The following is a 17067-nucleotide window of genomic DNA, read 5'->3' on the forward strand; positions in this document are numbered from 1 at the left end:
GGAGTGCGTTTGGTCCTTTCTGTGCCGGGTCATTCTGCGGGCCGGTTCAGCAGTGTTGAACCGGCGTTGACGATCCGCGTGGTGATCTGTTCAGCGACGGATTCATGGTTGATATCCGAGACGATTCGGGCGCGCCCGGCCGGGTCCGGTGTGAACGTGCTGAGTCCAGCGGAGTCGTCTCGTCCGGCAATGGAGACCCGTCCTGGGGAGGAGAAGCTGAAAAGCTCAGGCCGGAGAAGGGTCAGGACTGTGATCGGGTCGTGGGGCACATTCCATTCTTCGTTCCAGAATGCCCACCATTGGCGGATGTCTGCGTCCAGCGCCTTTCCCAGTGGGCCTGCCGCGGCGATGAGTACCAGTTGGTCGCGGCGCATTTCAACTTTGCGGGTGATTTCCAGCCCGGTGACGGTGATGTTGAGGTTGGATCGAAAAACGATCGAAGCTGATAGGTCGTCGCTGCGGAAATTGTGCTCGGCTTCACCCATGCCGAAGGCTCCGCCCATGATCCACAGGTGCCGCACATTCCGCTCGAAAGCTGGATCTTCTTGGAGTGCTGCTGCGATGTTGGTCAGCGGGCCGATGGCGACGATGTCGATTTCTCCGGGGTGTTCAGAGACCTGCCGCAAGAGGTAGTTGACGGCGTCTTCGTCCTGGATGCTTTCGGTCTCCAGTTCCTCGTGCAAGGACCCTTCGTGGCCAGGCCACCAGACTTCGCGGCCTGATAGGGGTGTTCCGATCCCGCAATACACAGGCACGTTGCGCCCTGCGAGCTTTCCCAACCGTTTGGCGAGTCTGGCCCGAAGAAGGGTGTCTCCGTAAACGGTGGTCACTCCGAGGAGTTCGGCCTCCGGGGAGCCGAGTATGAGGGAAAGGGCGAGGGCGTCGTCGACATCGGATCCGATGTCTGTGTCGAGAATGATGCGGTGCAGTGCACCCATGGTGTCTTCCTTAGAGGATCGTGTGTTGGGCATGGCTGTGCCGGTGCCTGGCCGGTGCGGCACAGGGTGCGGGGCACAGCGAGGCTATTTGAGGCCGGTGGTGGATACCGACTGGATGAAGTAGCGCTGGAAGGCAATGATGATGGCCAAAGGGATCAGCGTCAGGACCATGGAGCCGGCGAACATCACTCCGTAGTCGACGTTGAATTGCCCTTGCATGTTCGACAGTGCGATTGGGCCCAGGATGTGTTGGGCGTCGGTGCCGTTCAGGAGCGGCCAGACATAGGACTGCCACTGGAAGAGGAAGAGCGTCAGGCCGGCCCCGATGAGTGACGGTACCGACAACGGCAGGTAGATGCGGCGGAAGATACCCCACCATCCCAGGCCGTCCAGCCGACCGGCTTCGACGAGATCTTTGGGGATGGCCAGGAAGAAGGTCCGCAGCAGGAAGATGGCCATTCCGTTTCCGAGACCGGGAAGGATCAACCCTGCGTAGGTGTTTTGGAGGTTCCAGTCGCGGAACAAATTTGCCAGGGGGATGGCGATCGCGTCGAACGGGATCAGAAAACTTACGACGACGACGATGAAGACCGCGCCGCTTCCGCGGAAGGGAATGGCCGCGAGGGCGAACGCTGCCATGGAGCATATGGCCAGTCCCACGACCACGGTGATGCCGCTGACGATGATCGAATTCAGCGTTGCCAGACCGAGATCGCTGTGCAGGAGGGTGGCGTAGTTGTCCAGTGTGGGTGTCGCGGTGAAGAACGTCTCCCATTGCAAGGGATTCAGGTAGCGGAATGTATCGCCGCCAGGGCGAAGGGAGTTCACGAATGCCCACCACAGGGGGAGCAGGAAGAGGAGGCCGATGCAGGCCCCCAGCACGCTCAGTCCGAGGTAGGCGACCGTGCGCCGTCTGGTGATTCCGGCTTGGGCAGTTTCGGCGCTCATGCGGTATCAGAGCTGCGAAGTAGCCGGAACTGCACGGCGACGATGACGAGTGTGAGTAGCACGAGAATGATCACTTCTGCTTGGGCTTTGCTGAGGTCTCCGAGCGTGTAGGCGCGGGTGTAAATGTCGTACATGAGAAGGTTGCTGGATCCTGACGGCCCGCCTTTGGTGAGGATCTGGACGGGGGCAAAGATCAGGAAGTTGGAGACGGTGTCGGCAACGAGGACAAAGGCGAGCGGGCGGCGTACCAGGGGAAGGGTCACGGACCACAGTTTCCGCCACGCCGAGGCGCCGTCGATGGACGCTGCTTCGTAGAGTTCGGTCGGAACGTCGTTGATGCCGGCAATCAGGAAGAGCATCCAGTAGCCGACGCCGATCCAGCTCAACAGCACCATGATGGAGGCCAGTGATTGCTGGGGCGAGGTCAGGAACGGCTGCGCGGGCAGGCCCAGCAGCGAGAGGAACGAATTGCCCAATCCGTCGGGCCGGTAAATGACGCTCCACACGACTGCCGAGACCGCGGGAGGGACGGCGATCGGCAGGACCACCAAGGATCGCCAGATCTTCGCGCCTGCGGCCTTCCTGGTGTAGAGCACCGCGAGCAGGAACGCGGCACCGATCTGGAGCGGATTCACGACGAGGGAAAAGAGGAGGGTGACCAGCAGGGCGTTGTTGAAGTCCGCGTTGCCGAAGAGATCCGCGTAGTTTTCAACGCCGACGAAGACCGTCCCGCCTCGGAGGAAGCTCTGTCGGTACAGACTCTCCCACAGGGCCACCGCCGCGGGCGCGATCCGCAACACGAGGAGGCTGATGAAGGCCGGGGCCAGAAAGGCTGCCGCTACTGCTACTAGTGGCGCCTGCCGCCTGCGGCGGGCGGGCCGCGCGAAGGCGGCCCGCCCTTCCGCTGCAGCTCGACGATCAGTTGTTTGCGAGGGTGACATGGTTAGAGCTGCTTCCAAGCATCGTTGATCTGCTGGGCAGCCTGCTTGAGCCGCTCACTCACGGGGGACCCGTTGCGGATGTCCGCGAAGGCCTTGCCCATGAGTTCTTCGAACTGGATGTAGCCGACGCTCACCGGACGCGGTTTTGCCGTCTCGGTGTTTTCGTGGGCGATCAGGCCGGCCAGTCCCTTGGTCTTGTCTCCGCCGAGGGCTTCGAGTTTGGGGAGGTACTGGGCGGTTGCAGCCGCGTTGGCAGGGATGATGGTCGTCGCGTCAGTGGTGGAGAGGTTGCCTGCCGGGTCAAGGGAGGCAAATTCCAGGAACTTCTTGGCCGCGGCTTTGTTCTTCGATGCCGGGTTGATGCCCCAGGACCAGGAACCGGTCGGGGTGGCTTGGCTTCCGCCGGCAAAGTACGGCATCGGGGCTACGCCCCAGTCAATGTTTGATTTGGCGAAGTTGCCGATGTCCCACGGCCCTCCGACAAAGTAGGCCACCTTGCCCGAGGTGAAGATAGGACTGGTCTGGAATCCGCCTACGCCGCGAGGGGACAGTCCTGAGGAGAAGGTGTCTGCGTACCATTGCATGGCCTTTTCCCAGCCCGGGTTGTTGATGTCGGTGGTGAGCATCTTGTCGCCGGTAATGCCGGAACCTCCTCCGGCAGATTCGGCCAGTGGCTGCAGTTGGTAGTAGGACTCGACCTGTTCCAGAAGGAGCCCGTATTGGGTTCCTGCCGCCTGCGCGGCTTTGCCGTCCTTGACGACCTGCTCCCAGGTCAAGCGCTGCGCCGGGTCGATCGATGGGTACTTCACGCCGGCAGCGTTGAGGGCCTTCTTGTTGAAGAACAGCAGCTGCGTTGAATTCCATACGGGCAAGGCCCACAGTTTGTCCTGGTACAGATTCACGCTGTATTGCGCGTCAGGTACGGCTGCTTTGGTCTGGCCTTTCAGGCTGCTGAGATCCTCGAGGAAACCCTGGGCAGCAAGCTGCGACAAACGCGGCTGGTCCACGGTGTAAACGTCGATCGTGTCGTCTTTTGCGCCGAGGCGTTGCTCCAGCGTCGGGTTGAGTTGGTCAAAGGGCACCTGGGAGTACTTGACGGTAATGTCCGGGTTCTTTGCCTTGAATGCCGCAATGACCGGCGCAAGGGTCGCGGGATCTTCGGGGCCAAGCAGGTTCACGGTTCCGGTTCCGGAGCCTTCGCTTCCGATTGCGGTGCCGGAATTCGGGGAGCTCGCCGAGCAGCCCGCAAGGAAGAGTGTTCCGGCCGCAAGCAGCGACGTCGCCGCGAGAAGTTTGCGCTTCACGGGAAGCCTTTCTGATGTGGGGATGCGATGCCATGGAGCATCTAACCGGTTAGACTACCCCGGGGTGAATGGTTTGACAAGAGATTTCTTCGCGATCCGATCTGCTGGATCAGTCGGTATGATCAAAACGTCTATGCGGTTAGAGTTCGATGTCTGGAAGAGAGGGAACAATGCCGACAGCAAGAGACGTCGCAAGACTGGCGGGAACGTCCAACGCGGTCGTCAGCTACGTATTCAACAACGGCCCCCGGGCTGTGTCAGCCGATGCGCGGGAGCGGGTTTTGAGGGCTGCCCGGGAGCTCGACTACAAACCCAACGCGCTGGCTCGGGCGCTGAGTGCAGGCAAGACCCGATCGATCGGACTGATTGTTCCGGACATTGCCAACCCGTTCTTCGCGGAACTTGCCCGGGCGGTGGAGGTCGCGGCGGCCGGTAGGGACCACCTCCTGCTTATCGGCGACTCCGCGACGGTTGAGGACCAGGAACACCGCCTCATCGAAACCTTCATCGAGCGCCAGGTTGATTCCCTCATTCTCATCTCTCTTCTGGATGAACCCGATCTCAAGCCCGCCCATGCGGCCCGATTGCCGGTGGTCGCACTCCACCCGCTCTCAGAGGCGCAACATGCATCATCACTGACCATCGACTACGAACAAGCTGCATATGTTGCGACACGCCATCTGCTTGAGCAGGGCTACGACAGCATAGGACTGCTCAATGGGCCGGTCGACTCCGTAGGAACCAGGCAGCATGCCGCAGGATTCGCACGCGCAGTTTCCGGAACAGCGGTCCGTGTGACCGAACGAGCCTCCGCCATTTCCAGGGCAGGAGCTTCCGAAGTGACCGCCGAGTGGCTCCGCTCCGCAGATGCCCCGCGCGCCATTTACGCCACCACTGACGAACAGGCTCACGGGGTGCTCTTCGCTGCGTATTCCCTCGGACTCGGCGTCCCGGGAGAACTCGCGGTGATCGGCGTCGACGGCACCGAGGCATCCGCCTATTCCGTGCCCCCTCTGTCATCCATCCGCCAGCCCACTCAAGCCATCGCCCGGAGGGCGGTCGAGATTCTCGTGGACAGGTCAGCCGACGACCCGATCGTGAATGAAATCTTCGATTTCGAACTGATCGTTCGAAAGTCATCCAAGGCCTGACCGCACAACCTTGCCCGGCTGAGCGAACCGCTGTACGTCGCCCATAAAGATCCATCCCTACCACCAGAACGACCCGGAGAACACAGAACTTGGACACTTTCAGCGCGACGCCTCACTTGGCTACCGTCAGGACCACCCTCAGATCTCTGCCCAAGGTCTCGCTGCATGACCACCTCGACGGCGGACTGCGACCGGAGACCATCATTGAACTCGCGGACGAGGCAAACCTCTCACTGCCCTTTAAAGACGGGGCAAAGCTCGGTGCGTGGATCGCCGAGCAGTCAAACGCCGGCTCACTATCCGCCTACCTCAAACCATTTCACTTCACCGGAGCCGTCACGCAAACCCGCGACAGCCTCGTGCGTGTTGCCAGAGAGTTCGTTCAGGACCTCGCCGAAGACGGAGTCGTCTACGGCGAAATCCGCTGGGCACCTGAGAACCACCAGCGACGCGGACTATCTCTCGACGAAGCTGTCGACGCCGTCCAGGAAGGGATCCAAGCAGGAACAGACGACGTCGAAGCCTCCGGAAAACGGATAAGGATTGGCCAACTCATCACCGCCATGCGCCACGACTCCAGGGCAAACGAGATCGCCCAATTGGCGATACGGCACAAGAATCACGGCGTGGTCGGATTCGACATAGCCGGCGCCGAGGCAGGATTCCCCGCTTCCAAGCACGCCGAGGCATTCGACTACCTTGCCGCAAGCCTCCTGCCCGTCACCGTACACGCAGGGGAAGGCGACGGACTGGACAGCATTCGCTCCGCACTACTCCATGGCAGGGCATTGCGCCTAGGCCACGGCGTCCGGCTGGCCGAAGACATAGCGCCCCTACCGGAAGAAGCTGGAACGGGTTTTGCCCTGGGAGACCTGGCCCAATGGGTGAGGGACCGCCAGATCACGCTTGAAATGAGCCCATCGTCGAACGTCCAGACCGGGGCGATCGCGCGCTGGGGTACCCAGCTGACGGACCACCCCTTCGACCTGCTCTACCGCCTCGGCTTCCGCGTCACCGTGAACACCGACAACCGGCTCATGAGCAACACCACACTCACCAAGGAACTGGCGCTCCTCATGAACGCATTCAACTATGGATTCGAAGACATCAAAGCCTTCCAGATGAATGCCGCAACGGCAGCATTTCTCCCCGTGGAGGACCGCGAAGACCTCAAAGACGTCATCCGAACAGGCTTCGCAGCCGGCGCAGAACTTTCCTCCCGGATGCGAAAGACGTCCCGTAAGCTCGTTGCCGCAGAGCAGACACAATCCGACAGCGCACCCCCGAAGCCTAGGTGAGACGGATCTGGCGATTTGCGTCGGTGTAGAGGAGGTAACGGAACTTTCCCGGGCCGCCTGCATAGCAGACCTGCGGGCAGAAGGCGCGCAGCCACATGAAGTCGCCGGCCTCGACCTTCACCCAGTCGTCGTTGAGCAGATAGACGCCGTTGCCTTCGAGGACGAACAACCCATGTTCCATGGCCGGTGTTCCAGCGAACGGGATGGAAGCCCCAGGCTCGAAGGTCACGATGTTCACGTGCATGTCATGCGCAAGGTCGTCGGGATCCACGAATCGAGTCGTGGCCCAGGTGCCGTTGGTACCTTGCATCTGGCTGGGCTCGACATCTTGATCGCGGGTCACAAAGGACGTGGCCGCGTACCCATCCGCCGGCTCATAGGCCTTACGGATCCAGTGGAAATTTGTGATGCCTTCCGAATCGTTCTTTACGGACCAGTCCGCCCCGGCGGCGATGTACGCGTAGCTGCCTTCCTCCAAGATATGCAGTTCGCCGTCGAGCGCCAGGGTAAGCCATCCCCTTGTCAGGAACAGGACCCCTTCGACGGCGGCTTCCGGCTCGGGCTTCCGCGAACCGCCGCCGGGTCCAACCTCGACGATCAGCTGGGAAAACCTTGTCGCGAAACCTTCGATGGGGCGTGCGATGATCCAGGACCGTGTTTTCTCCCAGCCGGGGAGATTGCTGGTGACGGTGTCTTTAAGGACGCCCTTAGGTATGACGGTATATGCGTCCTTGACCATGGCCCGGTCCTTTGGGAGCTGGGCTTGTGGAGTGGCGCCTTCGGGGTGAAATGAACTGGCCATCTAACTGCGGGTCCCTGCAGCCTGCACAGCAAGGTTCCCGGCATTGATCTGGCCGCCTTCAGCTGCGGTTTTCTCTCCGCTGAAAGCGCGGAGCATGGCTTCGCGGTCGAACTGCCCTTCCCATTTGGCGACGACGAAGGTCGCAACGCAGTTTCCGAGCAGGTTCACGACGACGCGCATGGAGTCCATGAGGCGGTCGGCTCCCAGCAGGAGTGCGACGCCGGCCACAGGGAAGATCCCCAGGGCGCCGGCCGTCGCGGAGAGTGCCAGGAAAGCCGATCCCGGGACGCCTGCCATGCCCTTGGACGTGAGCATCAAGATGCCCAGAGCCGCCAGCTGCTGCCCGAGGTCGAGGTGGTGGCCGAACGCCTGTGCCAGGAACAATAGCGAGATCGATAGGTAGATGGCCGCGCCGTCCAGATTGAAGGAGTAGCCGGTGGGGACCACCAGGCCGGCGGTGGAGCGGGAACAGCCGGCCTCCGTCAGCTTGGTCATGATCCGTGGCAGAACCGACTCAGTGGACGCGGTGCCCAGAGCCAGAAGGAACTCCTCGCGCGTGTACTTGATGAATTGCCACAGCGGTACCCGGACCAAGCCCCAGGCGATCACGAACAGCAGGCCAATGAACACGATCGCTGCACCGTAGCAGGCCACGATGAGCAGGGCATAGGTGCCCAACGTGCTCAGTCCATACTGGCCAATGATGAACGCCATGGCACCGAAGGCGCCGATCGGGGCCAGGCGCATGACCCAGCCCATGATCTTGAAGAAGACCTCCAGAACGGTGTCCAGGACCTTCATGACAGGGGCACAGCGGTCCTTGCCGATCACCACGATTGCGGCGCCGAAGAAGACAGAGAAGCACAGGACCTGGAGGAGGTTGTTGCTGGCGAAGGCGCCGATCACGCTCGTCGGGATGATGCCCAGAATGAATTGTCCGGCGTCGCTGGGCGGAGCGGTGCCGGTCTTTGCCTTCAGGGCGTCCTGGCTGAGGGTGCTCGGGTCAATGTTCAGCCCGGCACCCGGTTGGACGATGTTGGCGACAACAAGACCGAACGCAAGGGCAAACAGTGTGGCCCCCGTGAAGTACAAGAGCGCCTTGACTCCCACTCGGCCCACGGCTTTGACATCGCCAACGGCCGCGATACCGGTGACGATCACCAGGAAGATCAGTGGCGCAATGATCATCTTGATGAGCTGGATGAATCCGTCGCCGAGCGGGCGCAACCCGGACCCGATCGACGGCCAGAGATACCCGATCAGGATGCCGGCGACGACGGCGATAAAGATCTGAAAGAACAGGGACTTGTACAGCGGTTTCTTGATGACGGCTGCCTGCGCAGCGTTGATGTCGAGTTTCATGGCGAAGCCAATCCTCATGCGGAACCAGAAGTCCGCGGCCGAAATTCAAGGGACTCCTCCAACGTAGGGGAGCATTGTTTCCAGCCTGAAACGAATGTATTAAACTATCGGAACTTTGAAACATCTGTTTCAAGAGGTTGGCGGACTCGTGGTCTGAGGACGGTTCATCGCCGTCGAAGAGTCGGATCTACCGAAGCCCTTCGATCTCTCCGAGCGAGTCGAAAAGGCCTGTGATTTCACTGATGCGTTTGGTCCCGGGTCTTCCCATGGCCGCAAGTACCGCATTGGCAAGGACACTCAGGAGGCTCATGGCCGCAGCGTAACTGTCGAAGGCTCCATTGCCTTCCACAGGACACTCGATCCACACCTTGGCGTCTCCGGCCATCCGGCGCCCGCTGGCGTCGCCAATCAGGATTGTGGAGGCGCCCGTTTTGGCGGCAGCCTTGAGGACGTTTGAGAAGGCTTCTGGGCGGCGGCGGAAGCCCAGCAGTACCACCGCGTCAGCGGGACCCAGCCCTGCGAGTTCTTCGCCCACGCTTTGGCCCGGCTGCGGAGCTAGCCCGATGCCGTCGCGGCATTGGAGGAGCTGTTGCCGCAGATGGAGCGCGAGGGGAAAGCTGTTTCGGAAGCCGATGAGCAGTACGTTCCGGGCCCCTGCAACCAGATTGGCCACCTCACTCAGCCGCGCTTCGTCAATGGACTCGAACAGGCGCTGAAGGTTGCGTTGTTCCATTGCCGCGTGCGTCGGCAGACCGCCGTCGGAATCCCTGGTGGCGAGCGGCACACCGCTGGATCGCAGTGCCCTGGTGTGCTCCTTGACCTCATTGAAATCGGCAAAGCCGAGTCGGCGAAACAAGCGGCTCACGGTTGCCTTGGAGACCCCGCTCAGGCGCGCCAGTTCGGCCGCGTTGTAGACGGCGAGATCGCCCAAGTGGTTCAGAATGGTATCTGCCGCGAGCTGTTCCTGCGGGCCAAGCGCCGGATAATGCTGTTCGATTCGCTCATCGATCCTCATGAAACAACCGTCTCACGCCTCCGCTCTGTTCCCACAGCCGCTTCTTTTCTTTGCGTGGTCTTTGCCGGGTTTCTTGAGGCCTTCTCTCCGATAGGCTCGGCGAATGAGTGAAAATACCCCAAAGCTCGCAGGCTATTTGGACAAGCAACAGCCTGGGCTTTATCAGGCCCTGTCCGACTACGCGGGTCAGGTCACTGCCGAGGCGGACAGGACCGGGATCCCGCGTCGCACCCTGGAGTTGTTGAATTACCGGGCCTCGCAGATCAACGGCTGCGCCTTCTGCCTGGACCTGCATCACCGCCGCGCTATTGGCTATGGCGAGACCGAGCAGAGGCTCGCCTTGGTGTCGGTGCACGGTGAGGTGGGGCTCTTCGACGAGGCCGAACAGGTGGCGCTTGAGCTTGCCGAACAGATCACGCGGATGAGCAGCGCCCGTCCGACCCCCGAGCTGTTTTCCCGGGCGCGGAAGGTCTACACCGAGGAGCAGATCAGCGTGCTGTGCATGGCATGCATCGGCATCAACGCCTTCAACCGCCTGTCCATCCTGAGCGAGCATCCGGTGCGCAAGGCGCGGCAAGGGTAACCATATCGGTGCCACGTGAAACCGCTCGCCGCTTACTTGTCGGGGCAGGCGATTCCGCTCAGCCTCGTGGGGGCTCGGTGCTTGAATTCTTCCGCCTACTTTGCCACCACAGGTAAAGGCCCCAGCTTCCGAGGCCCAGGAACAGAACTGATGCGACAGCCCGCCACCAAACAAAAGGCTCCCACAAGGCAAAGAGAAGTGCATAGGCAAAGAACGAAGCGCTTATCCAAGGATTCGGAATCTTGTTGGCCATCGGGCCACCTTTCGGATGTGAATGCTTGGCGTCAATCCGCTTGCCGAAATGACGAGGTAAGGTCGGTGGAAATATGGACCGGGATACTCTCCAAAACCGGTAGCGCCTCCACTTTTGCCACGAGGCGCGAGGGACCAGCGAGGATGCTGGAGTCCAAGTCGATGTTGGTAGCGAGGAACCAGGTTTCGTCTCGAGGCCAGAGATAACTCGGCGTGATCCCATTTCCGGCTGTCCAACCGAATTGAGGACGCGCCATGAATGCCGCCCCGGCAAGGTCGCTTGAGGTGAAATTGTAGAGAAGATATTGGTTGCCTTGAATGGAGACCGTTTGTCCCTTTCGGATGGCTTTCCCGGAAGACCGATCTTCCAGGAGCGGTTCCCACCCTGTCCAGAAGGCAGCGAGGAACCCGCCGGCCGTCGAAGCCACTAGCACGTCCGCGAGAGCGCTGAATCCTCTGGAATCGAGTCGCCCCTCTTCGGGCGGGAACACGGTACCTACTCCGGACACTACGGATGGTTCTCCATAGACGCCTGACAAGTCGGCCCATATTGTCTTAGGCTCCAACTTCAGGCCTCGCGAGGAAGCCACCTCGGTCCAAGTGACTTGTGGTTCGGGTTCAGTGCCGGGGCCCGGTGCGGATGTGCTTTGAGCCTTATGAAGGATGCGCAAGTATGACTCGAAGCCTGCAGGGACGATGCCTTTGACTCTCGCGGAACCATCAAGTCCTGCTTGCCACTTCACCAGATTGTGGTCGGTCTCAGATCTCACTGGGCACCTATCTGAGAGTCGTCCTGTCTTTCCGATTTCCACTCACGCGTTCGTAGGAACGTAGCCGCCACCAGCATCACCAGTCCACCTATCCAGCCGACTATTGCGAAGCTTCCTCCGACAGCTGCAAATGCAAAGAACGCAGGAGCCGCTAGCATCGGTAACATGAAGATTCTGTTTGCTGCCATGAAGTGACCCCTACTTTCATTCGGCGATTGACCAGGGCGCGCGAACACGACCGCACGTGGGCTATCGATACTTTGCATGCCGTAGCTTCCAAAGATTCCCGGAATATCTGCGACTGTGCGATGAGTCGTACTGTTCCTCTTTGAGTTTGGATGGTCAGGATCGGCGCCGGTCCTGTGCTGATCCTAACCAGTCGTTTCCACCTTCGGGTGTGGATTCCGCAGAATTGAGTACCAAACCTGAGCGAAATGAGTGCAAAACCTGAGCAAATTGAGTGTTGGGCGGCCGACTCACTGTGCGTGAGCGTGCTTCTCCTGGGAGCGTCGGTAAGCAGCTGGCGCGACGAGGAGCAGATCAGCGTCCTGTGCATGGCGTGTATCGGTATCAACGCCTTCAACCGTCTGTCCATCCTGAGCGAGCACCGGTGCGCGAGGCCCGTTCGTAGTTTAGGGATCGGTCGGGTGTTCCTTTGCTTATCGTCACGCATCGGCGAATCCGCGCGCTGAGTGTCGTAGGGGAACGCAAAAAGGTGGGCGCTAGAATTTGAGCATGGCACAAGGATCGGTCACCATCATAGATTTGGCTGCCGGGCTTGGCCTGTCGAAAACCACGGTGGCCGATGCCCTGAAGGGTTCCGGGCGGGTGTCCGAAAGTACGCGCAGGCGGGTACAGCAGGCCGCCCAGGAGATGCGGTACGTTTCGAATCGTGCTGCGCGGCAACTCCGGACGAATTCGACGGAGGCGCTGGCCCTGTATATTCCCCCTCACGTCCGGAACATGTCCTTTTACATGCCGTTTGCCTTCGGTGTGGCGGACGGGGCCTCGCGGTACAACTACGACCTCACGCTGATCGCGCAGCGGGCCGGCAGCACTGCTTCTTGGTCTCAGGTCGACGGAGTGATCATCATCGATGCGGTCGCGGACGACCCGGTGGTCAAGTCCTTGATCGATCTGAATGTACCTATAGTCACTGCCGGCCACATCGCAGGGTTCCCGGAGGACCGGGTAGCCGGAATCATCGAGATCGAGCACAAGCGGATGTGCGCTGCCGTTCTGGATGAGTTGAAAAGCCGTGGTGCATCCAGGCCCGCATTCATAGCTCCCACCCCGGGGGCAGCAGATTCCTGGTCCGAACAAGTCCGTGACGGATATCTGTCCTGGTGCGCAGCCAACGGTGTGCCGGTAAACATGGTCACGATTCCGGTTATCCCCACGAATGAGGAGCTGGAGGCTGCACTTGCCTCGGTGTTGTCCGATGTCGAAACTGATGCAATCCTTTTCGGTTGGCACGATGTTGCCAACAGGGGGGAGCTGCAGCTGGAACGCATGGGCCATCGGGTGGGGAAATCGATTCTGTTGGGGGCCCTGGCGAGCTCCGAGGAGAACCTGCACAGCGCCTACCTGACAGTCTTAGATCTGCGTCCGCGCGAATTCGGCGATGCCGCCGTGGAACTGCTCCATGAAGTCATCCAGAACCCTCCCTCCGGGACGATCCATCGCTTGCACGAAGTGAAGATCGTTGCCGACAGGAGCGTCAAGAATCAGCCGGGCTCTGCCTGAAAGTGCCGTCGTCCGGCACCAGCTGATCGGACCGGTGGAGCCCGATCAGCTGGTGGGCGGCGGCACCGGGCCGGTCAGACGGAGATTGCTCCGTACATGTCCGGCCTCCGGTCCCGGAACAGTCCCCAGCTTGCCCGCTGCGCTCGCAGGGCATCCAGATCGAAGCTATGAAGGATGACTCCTTCGTCATCGGAGGGGAGTTTTTCGACGACTTCTCCGCGCTGGTTGGCGATGAAGGACTGTCCGAAGAACGTGATCCGGGTGGTGCCTTGTTCCTCGGTGCCGACACGGTTGGCGGCGATGACCGGCATCATATTTGCTGCCGCGTGTCCGCGTTGAACCGTCTCCCAGTGGCTGTGGCGCATCACTGTGTCTTCCAGATCGCTTGTCTTGCCCGGCGGAACCGTTTCCGGGGCGCTGCTGGAGGGGCTGGAACCGATCGCCGTGGGGAAGATGAGAATCTCGGCGCCTTGCAGGGCCATGATCCTTGCCGATTCCACGAACCATTGGTCCCAGCAGATTCCGACGCCGATGGTGGCGAACCGGGTTTCCCATACCTTAAGTCCGGTGTCACCGGGGCTGAAGTAGAACTTTTCGTAATAGCCACGGCCTTCGGGGATGTGGGTTTTCCGGTACGTCCCCAGAACCGTTCCATCGGCATCGATGACGCTGAGGCTGTTGAAGTACTCCTGCCCGCGCCGCTCGAACGTGCTGACCGGCAGAACGACGCCGAGCTCGCTGGCGAGGTCCCGGCACAGCTTTATGGCCGGGTTTTCCTCGATGGTCCGTGCGAGGGAGAAATAGTCGTCGTCGAGGGACTGGCAGAAGTACGGCGTTTCGAACAATTCGGGGAGGGTGATGATCTGGGCGCCGTCAGCCGCTGCCGCGCGGACCAGTCTTTCGGCTGTTGCGAGGTTCGCGTCCAGGTCCCAGCTGCAGGGAAACTGCGTGGCTGCCACAACCACTGTCTTCGGCTGGGTCGGTACATTGTGCATTTGCGAGGTCGTTTCTGCTTGGTGGTGGGGGAGTTGTCTTTACGGCTCTTAGCTCGGGAGGCTGGCGGTCACCTCGTGCTCAGCGGTCGCCTTGGCGGTTCCCTTGTGAACGCGCCACAGTTGCTCGATGCGTGCAGCTTCGGCGGGGGAACGGTGAACGGTGTAGGAGCAGATGACGTACACCGTGATGTTGACGACGAGCGCGGCCACGCCCGAGGTCAGTCCGCCCAGCCACGGAATCGACACCGGGTAGATCCATTGCAGAACTGCGGCCGTGCCGAATCCGCTGAGCATGGACGCCACTGCTGCCACGGCGTTGCCGCGTTTCCAGAAGATCCCGAATAACAACGTGGGAGCGAGCTGGACGATGCCCTGGTAGGAGATCAGGGCCAGAACAACAAGTCCGGATGTGGTGCTGGCGGTGAAGTACGCCCCGACGGCGCAGACGGCCGTGATGACGGTCACTGCGATTTTGCCGATCTTCGGATTCTCCATGCGGTGGCCCTGGATGACTCCGACTATGTCGTTCGCGGTCTGGGTGCCCAGCGCCTGGAGGTTGGCGCCGATGTTCCCGAGGGTGGCCCCCACCACGCAGATAGCAGCCAGGGTCACGAGCGTCACGCCGCCCACACTCGCTGCCGTGAACCAGACGTTGTCCGGGGCCGCAGCCACCGCGGGCATGCTGGAGGCCAGAAGGGCGACCATGCATACGGCGGTGCCGAAGATGAGGACCAGCGGAGCCGACTGGATCGCCGTGCGCTTGATGGTGCGCACGCTGTTGGCGGTGAAGAGGCGGACGAAGATGTCCGGCCAGCACCAGCTGCCGGCCGCCCCGGTCACGATGATCGAGAGGGTGTACAGAGGCCCAAGCTCGCTGCCGATGCCGGGAAGTGTGTAAAAGGCCGGCGCCACCTGGCCGAATCCATGTCCGTTGGTGAGAAGCCAGACGATCAGTCCGACCGCAACCACTGTCCCGATCAGGTAGGCGAAGATGCCCTGGACCATGTCGCTGATCACGACGCCGCGCATGCCGTATTTAACGGTCCAGATCTGCCGGAAGGCGATCACGCCGATGCTGATGAGGACGGCCACGAAGGGCGCAACATGTCCGAACGACAGGTACGAAAAGACCAGCGCGAGTGACTGCATGCCGAGGACGACCCACGGGATCGAGGCAACAATGCCGATGCCGGAAGCAACCAGCCGGACGGCCTTTGAGTTGTAGCGCATTCCCAGCAGGTCGGCCTGGGTGCGCAAGTCGAATTTCCGCCCCCAGTCATGCACCGGCTTGGCCAGCGCAGCCATGAGCGCGACCGCCGCCAAAGAGTACGCGACCAGATAGAAGCCGATGATGCCCGCGCCCGCTGCCAGACCCGCGAAGGATATGAACACGGTCCCTGGCATCCAGGTATTGGTGAAAGCCATCGTGCCGAAGAAGGGCCCGAACGACCGTCCGGCCGTGGCGTATTCGCTGAACGTTTTGTCCTTATGCCGGGTGCGCTCCAGGACCACGATGATGAGGACCAGAAACAACGCGATTCCGGAGTAACCGATGAGCATTTCCATGTGTGCCTTCTTGAGGGGATTCGATCTTGCCGGAACGTTCCGGCAATTCCAGTGTGATGTGCCTCATCTCACATGTCAAGCCTGTGCGCGTACTGGTGCGCGGCATTTGAGGCCCACGACGACACGAGTGGGCTTTGGCGCTGCGAAAGGCGAGCATGGCAATAGCGGCCAGTGACAGCGCCGCCGTTAATGCCCTGGTCAGGGCGGGTATTGGGGGTGGCGTTTGCGACCGTCCCTAGCGGCTGGTTGGGGAGGCCTTCGTCTTCTTCGGGGCGAGCCGTTCCCCGATGGCATGCGAACTGGATGCCCGGACGATGAGCTTGGTCGGCAGCTCGACCCGAGAGGGCGGAATCTGCTCACCACCGATGGAGCGCAGCAGCAGGTGAACGGCACGCTCACCCATCGAGTCGTAGGGCTGGCGAATGCTTGTGAGAGGTGGGTCGAGGAGCTGGGCGGCACGTTCGTCGTCGAATCCGACAACGGAGACATCGCGGGGTACGGATCGCCCTCCGGCCCGCAGCGAACGAAGGGCGGGGGCCGCCAGGAGGTCGGCAATGCAGAACAGCCCGTCGAACTCAACGTCGTCCTCCAGTACCTGATCCAGCCGAGGCCAGGTGGGGATGGATTCATCTTCGGCATCGTCGCACCGGATGATCAAGCGTTCATCGCGCGCGATGCCGGCAGCATCAAGCGCGTCGAAGTAGCCGGCCAGCCGCTTGTCCGTATAGTCGGAGCCTTCCCAGGCGAGGAGTATCGCGATTCGTCGCCGCCCCTGGCTGATGAGATGCTCGACGGCGGTCCGCGCTCCGCTCCGGTTGTCCGCTGAGATAGTCGGAAGCACGACATTCGCAGCGAAGTCGTCGATCATGACTGTCGGAAGGTTGTATCGCTCGGCGGCGTCACGCACAGCCACGTCGTCCGCCGACCCGAAGACCATCACGCCCTCTGTGGGCACATTGGCAAGTCCTTCGATGACCGCTGCTGCTCCGCCTTGAATCCCTGCGATCGGATGCACGAGCAGCTGATAGCCCTCCTGCGTGGCTACACGGAAAGCGCCACGGATAACGGGCTCCCACCAGCCCCAGGTCTGGTCCGGAACCACGGCGCTGAGGGCGCGGTATCCTCCCGAGCGCAGGGCCCTGGCGGTCGCGGACGGCCGATACCCAAGCTCCTTCGCGATCTGCCGGATGCGCTCCCGAGTGGCGGGATTGACGTCTGGGTGATCCTGCGCTGCCAGTGCACGGGAAACCGTGGCCATACCCACGCCCGCGGCCCGGGACACGTCGGCCAGCGTCACTCGTCGCACCATCATGCTTTCCCCATTTCCCCTCAACGAATCTGGCCGCCGGGCCAATTCTATGGATAGGCATTGACTGTCGGCGCTCCAGGGGATATT

Annotated in this window: 15 protein-coding genes; 4 read left to right on the top strand and 11 right to left on the bottom strand. The window is 61.4% G+C overall.

All coding sequences use genetic code 11. From position 1 onward, the window contains the following. Positions 1 to 29: 29 nt before the first annotated feature. The 4 genes from NFJ07_RS10875 to NFJ07_RS10890 form a co-directional block, all read right to left on the bottom strand. Positions 30 to 938: a nucleoside hydrolase gene (locus NFJ07_RS10875; protein ID WP_269994282.1), complete on the bottom strand. Its 909-nt coding sequence runs from the start codon at positions 936 to 938 to the stop codon at positions 30 to 32. Between the two features lie 84 nt (positions 939 to 1022). After that, positions 1023 to 1886 carry a carbohydrate ABC transporter permease gene (locus tag NFJ07_RS10880; protein ID WP_269994283.1) on the bottom strand — a complete coding sequence of 288 codons (864 nt, stop codon included), beginning with the start codon at positions 1884 to 1886 and terminating at the stop codon, positions 1023 to 1025. Further along, positions 1883 to 2827 (bottom strand): carbohydrate ABC transporter permease, encoded by a 945-nt coding sequence (locus NFJ07_RS10885; protein WP_269994285.1) that lies wholly within the window; start codon positions 2825 to 2827, stop codon positions 1883 to 1885. The genes NFJ07_RS10880 and NFJ07_RS10885 overlap by 4 nt, the downstream gene beginning before the upstream one ends. 2 nt (positions 2828 to 2829) lie before the next feature. Further along, complete coding sequence (locus tag NFJ07_RS10890; RefSeq protein ID WP_269994286.1) at positions 2830 to 4131, bottom strand: sugar ABC transporter substrate-binding protein; 1302 nt, start codon at positions 4129 to 4131, stop codon at positions 2830 to 2832. Between the two features lie 170 nt (positions 4132 to 4301). Between NFJ07_RS10890 and NFJ07_RS10895 the strand changes: the two genes are divergently transcribed. Together NFJ07_RS10895 and NFJ07_RS10900 are read left to right on the top strand one after the other, a co-directional pair. Continuing rightward, positions 4302 to 5282: a LacI family DNA-binding transcriptional regulator gene (locus NFJ07_RS10895; RefSeq protein WP_269994287.1), complete on the top strand. Its 981-nt coding sequence runs from the start codon at positions 4302 to 4304 to the stop codon at positions 5280 to 5282. Between the two features lie 89 nt (positions 5283 to 5371). After that, positions 5372 to 6580, top strand: a complete 1209-nt coding sequence (locus tag NFJ07_RS10900) for an adenosine deaminase (RefSeq protein ID WP_269994289.1) — start codon at positions 5372 to 5374, stop codon at positions 6578 to 6580. Here NFJ07_RS10900 and NFJ07_RS10905 read toward each other — a convergent pair. The 3 genes from NFJ07_RS10905 to NFJ07_RS10915 form a co-directional block, all read right to left on the bottom strand. After that, on the bottom strand, positions 6573 to 7382 hold the full coding sequence (locus NFJ07_RS10905; RefSeq protein ID WP_269994291.1) for a bifunctional allantoicase/(S)-ureidoglycine aminohydrolase: 810 nt from the start codon (positions 7380 to 7382) through the stop codon (positions 6573 to 6575). The genes NFJ07_RS10900 and NFJ07_RS10905 overlap by 8 nt on opposite strands. Continuing rightward, positions 7383 to 8744, bottom strand: a complete 1362-nt coding sequence (locus tag NFJ07_RS10910; protein ID WP_269994294.1) for a cation:dicarboxylate symporter family transporter — start codon at positions 8742 to 8744, stop codon at positions 7383 to 7385. 187 nt (positions 8745 to 8931) lie between these two features. Beyond that, the gene (locus tag NFJ07_RS10915; protein ID WP_269994296.1) at positions 8932 to 9759 is read right to left on the bottom strand and encodes a MurR/RpiR family transcriptional regulator; all 828 of its coding nucleotides are present in this window, start codon (positions 9757 to 9759) and stop codon (positions 8932 to 8934) included. A 103-nt stretch (positions 9760 to 9862) separates the two neighbouring features. Here NFJ07_RS10915 and NFJ07_RS10920 point away from each other — a divergent pair, with 103 nt between their 5' ends. Next, entirely contained in the window at positions 9863 to 10342 is a 480-nt protein-coding gene (locus NFJ07_RS10920) for a carboxymuconolactone decarboxylase family protein (protein ID WP_269994297.1), read from the top strand. 284 nt (positions 10343 to 10626) lie between these two features. Here the strand turns inward: NFJ07_RS10920 and NFJ07_RS10925 are convergent, their stop codons facing one another. Further along, positions 10627 to 11103: a hypothetical protein gene (locus NFJ07_RS10925; protein WP_269994299.1), complete on the bottom strand. Its 477-nt coding sequence runs from the start codon at positions 11101 to 11103 to the stop codon at positions 10627 to 10629. Positions 11104 to 12099: 996 nt separating this feature from the next. Between NFJ07_RS10925 and NFJ07_RS10930 the strand changes: the two genes are divergently transcribed. Beyond that, positions 12100 to 13110, top strand: coding sequence for a LacI family DNA-binding transcriptional regulator (locus NFJ07_RS10930; protein ID WP_269994302.1), 1011 nt, complete (start codon positions 12100 to 12102; stop codon positions 13108 to 13110). Positions 13111 to 13184: 74 nt separating this feature from the next. Here NFJ07_RS10930 and NFJ07_RS10935 read toward each other — a convergent pair whose 3' ends face one another. From NFJ07_RS10935 to NFJ07_RS10945, 3 genes are all read right to left on the bottom strand, one after another. Further along, positions 13185 to 14069, bottom strand: coding sequence for a carbon-nitrogen hydrolase (locus NFJ07_RS10935; RefSeq protein ID WP_269994304.1), 885 nt, complete (start codon positions 14067 to 14069; stop codon positions 13185 to 13187). An 84-nt stretch (positions 14070 to 14153) separates the two neighbouring features. Continuing rightward, entirely contained in the window at positions 14154 to 15671 is a 1518-nt protein-coding gene (locus NFJ07_RS10940; protein WP_269994306.1) for a sodium:solute symporter family protein, read from the bottom strand. 235 nt (positions 15672 to 15906) lie between these two features. Beyond that, a complete protein-coding gene (locus tag NFJ07_RS10945; protein ID WP_269994308.1) occupies positions 15907 to 16983 on the bottom strand; it encodes a LacI family DNA-binding transcriptional regulator in 1077 nt (358 codons plus the stop codon). Positions 16984 to 17067: the final 84 nt, after the last annotated feature.

This window comes from Arthrobacter sp. B2a2-09, from assembly GCF_027587375.1.
GTDB lineage: Bacteria > Actinomycetota > Actinomycetes > Actinomycetales > Micrococcaceae > Arthrobacter.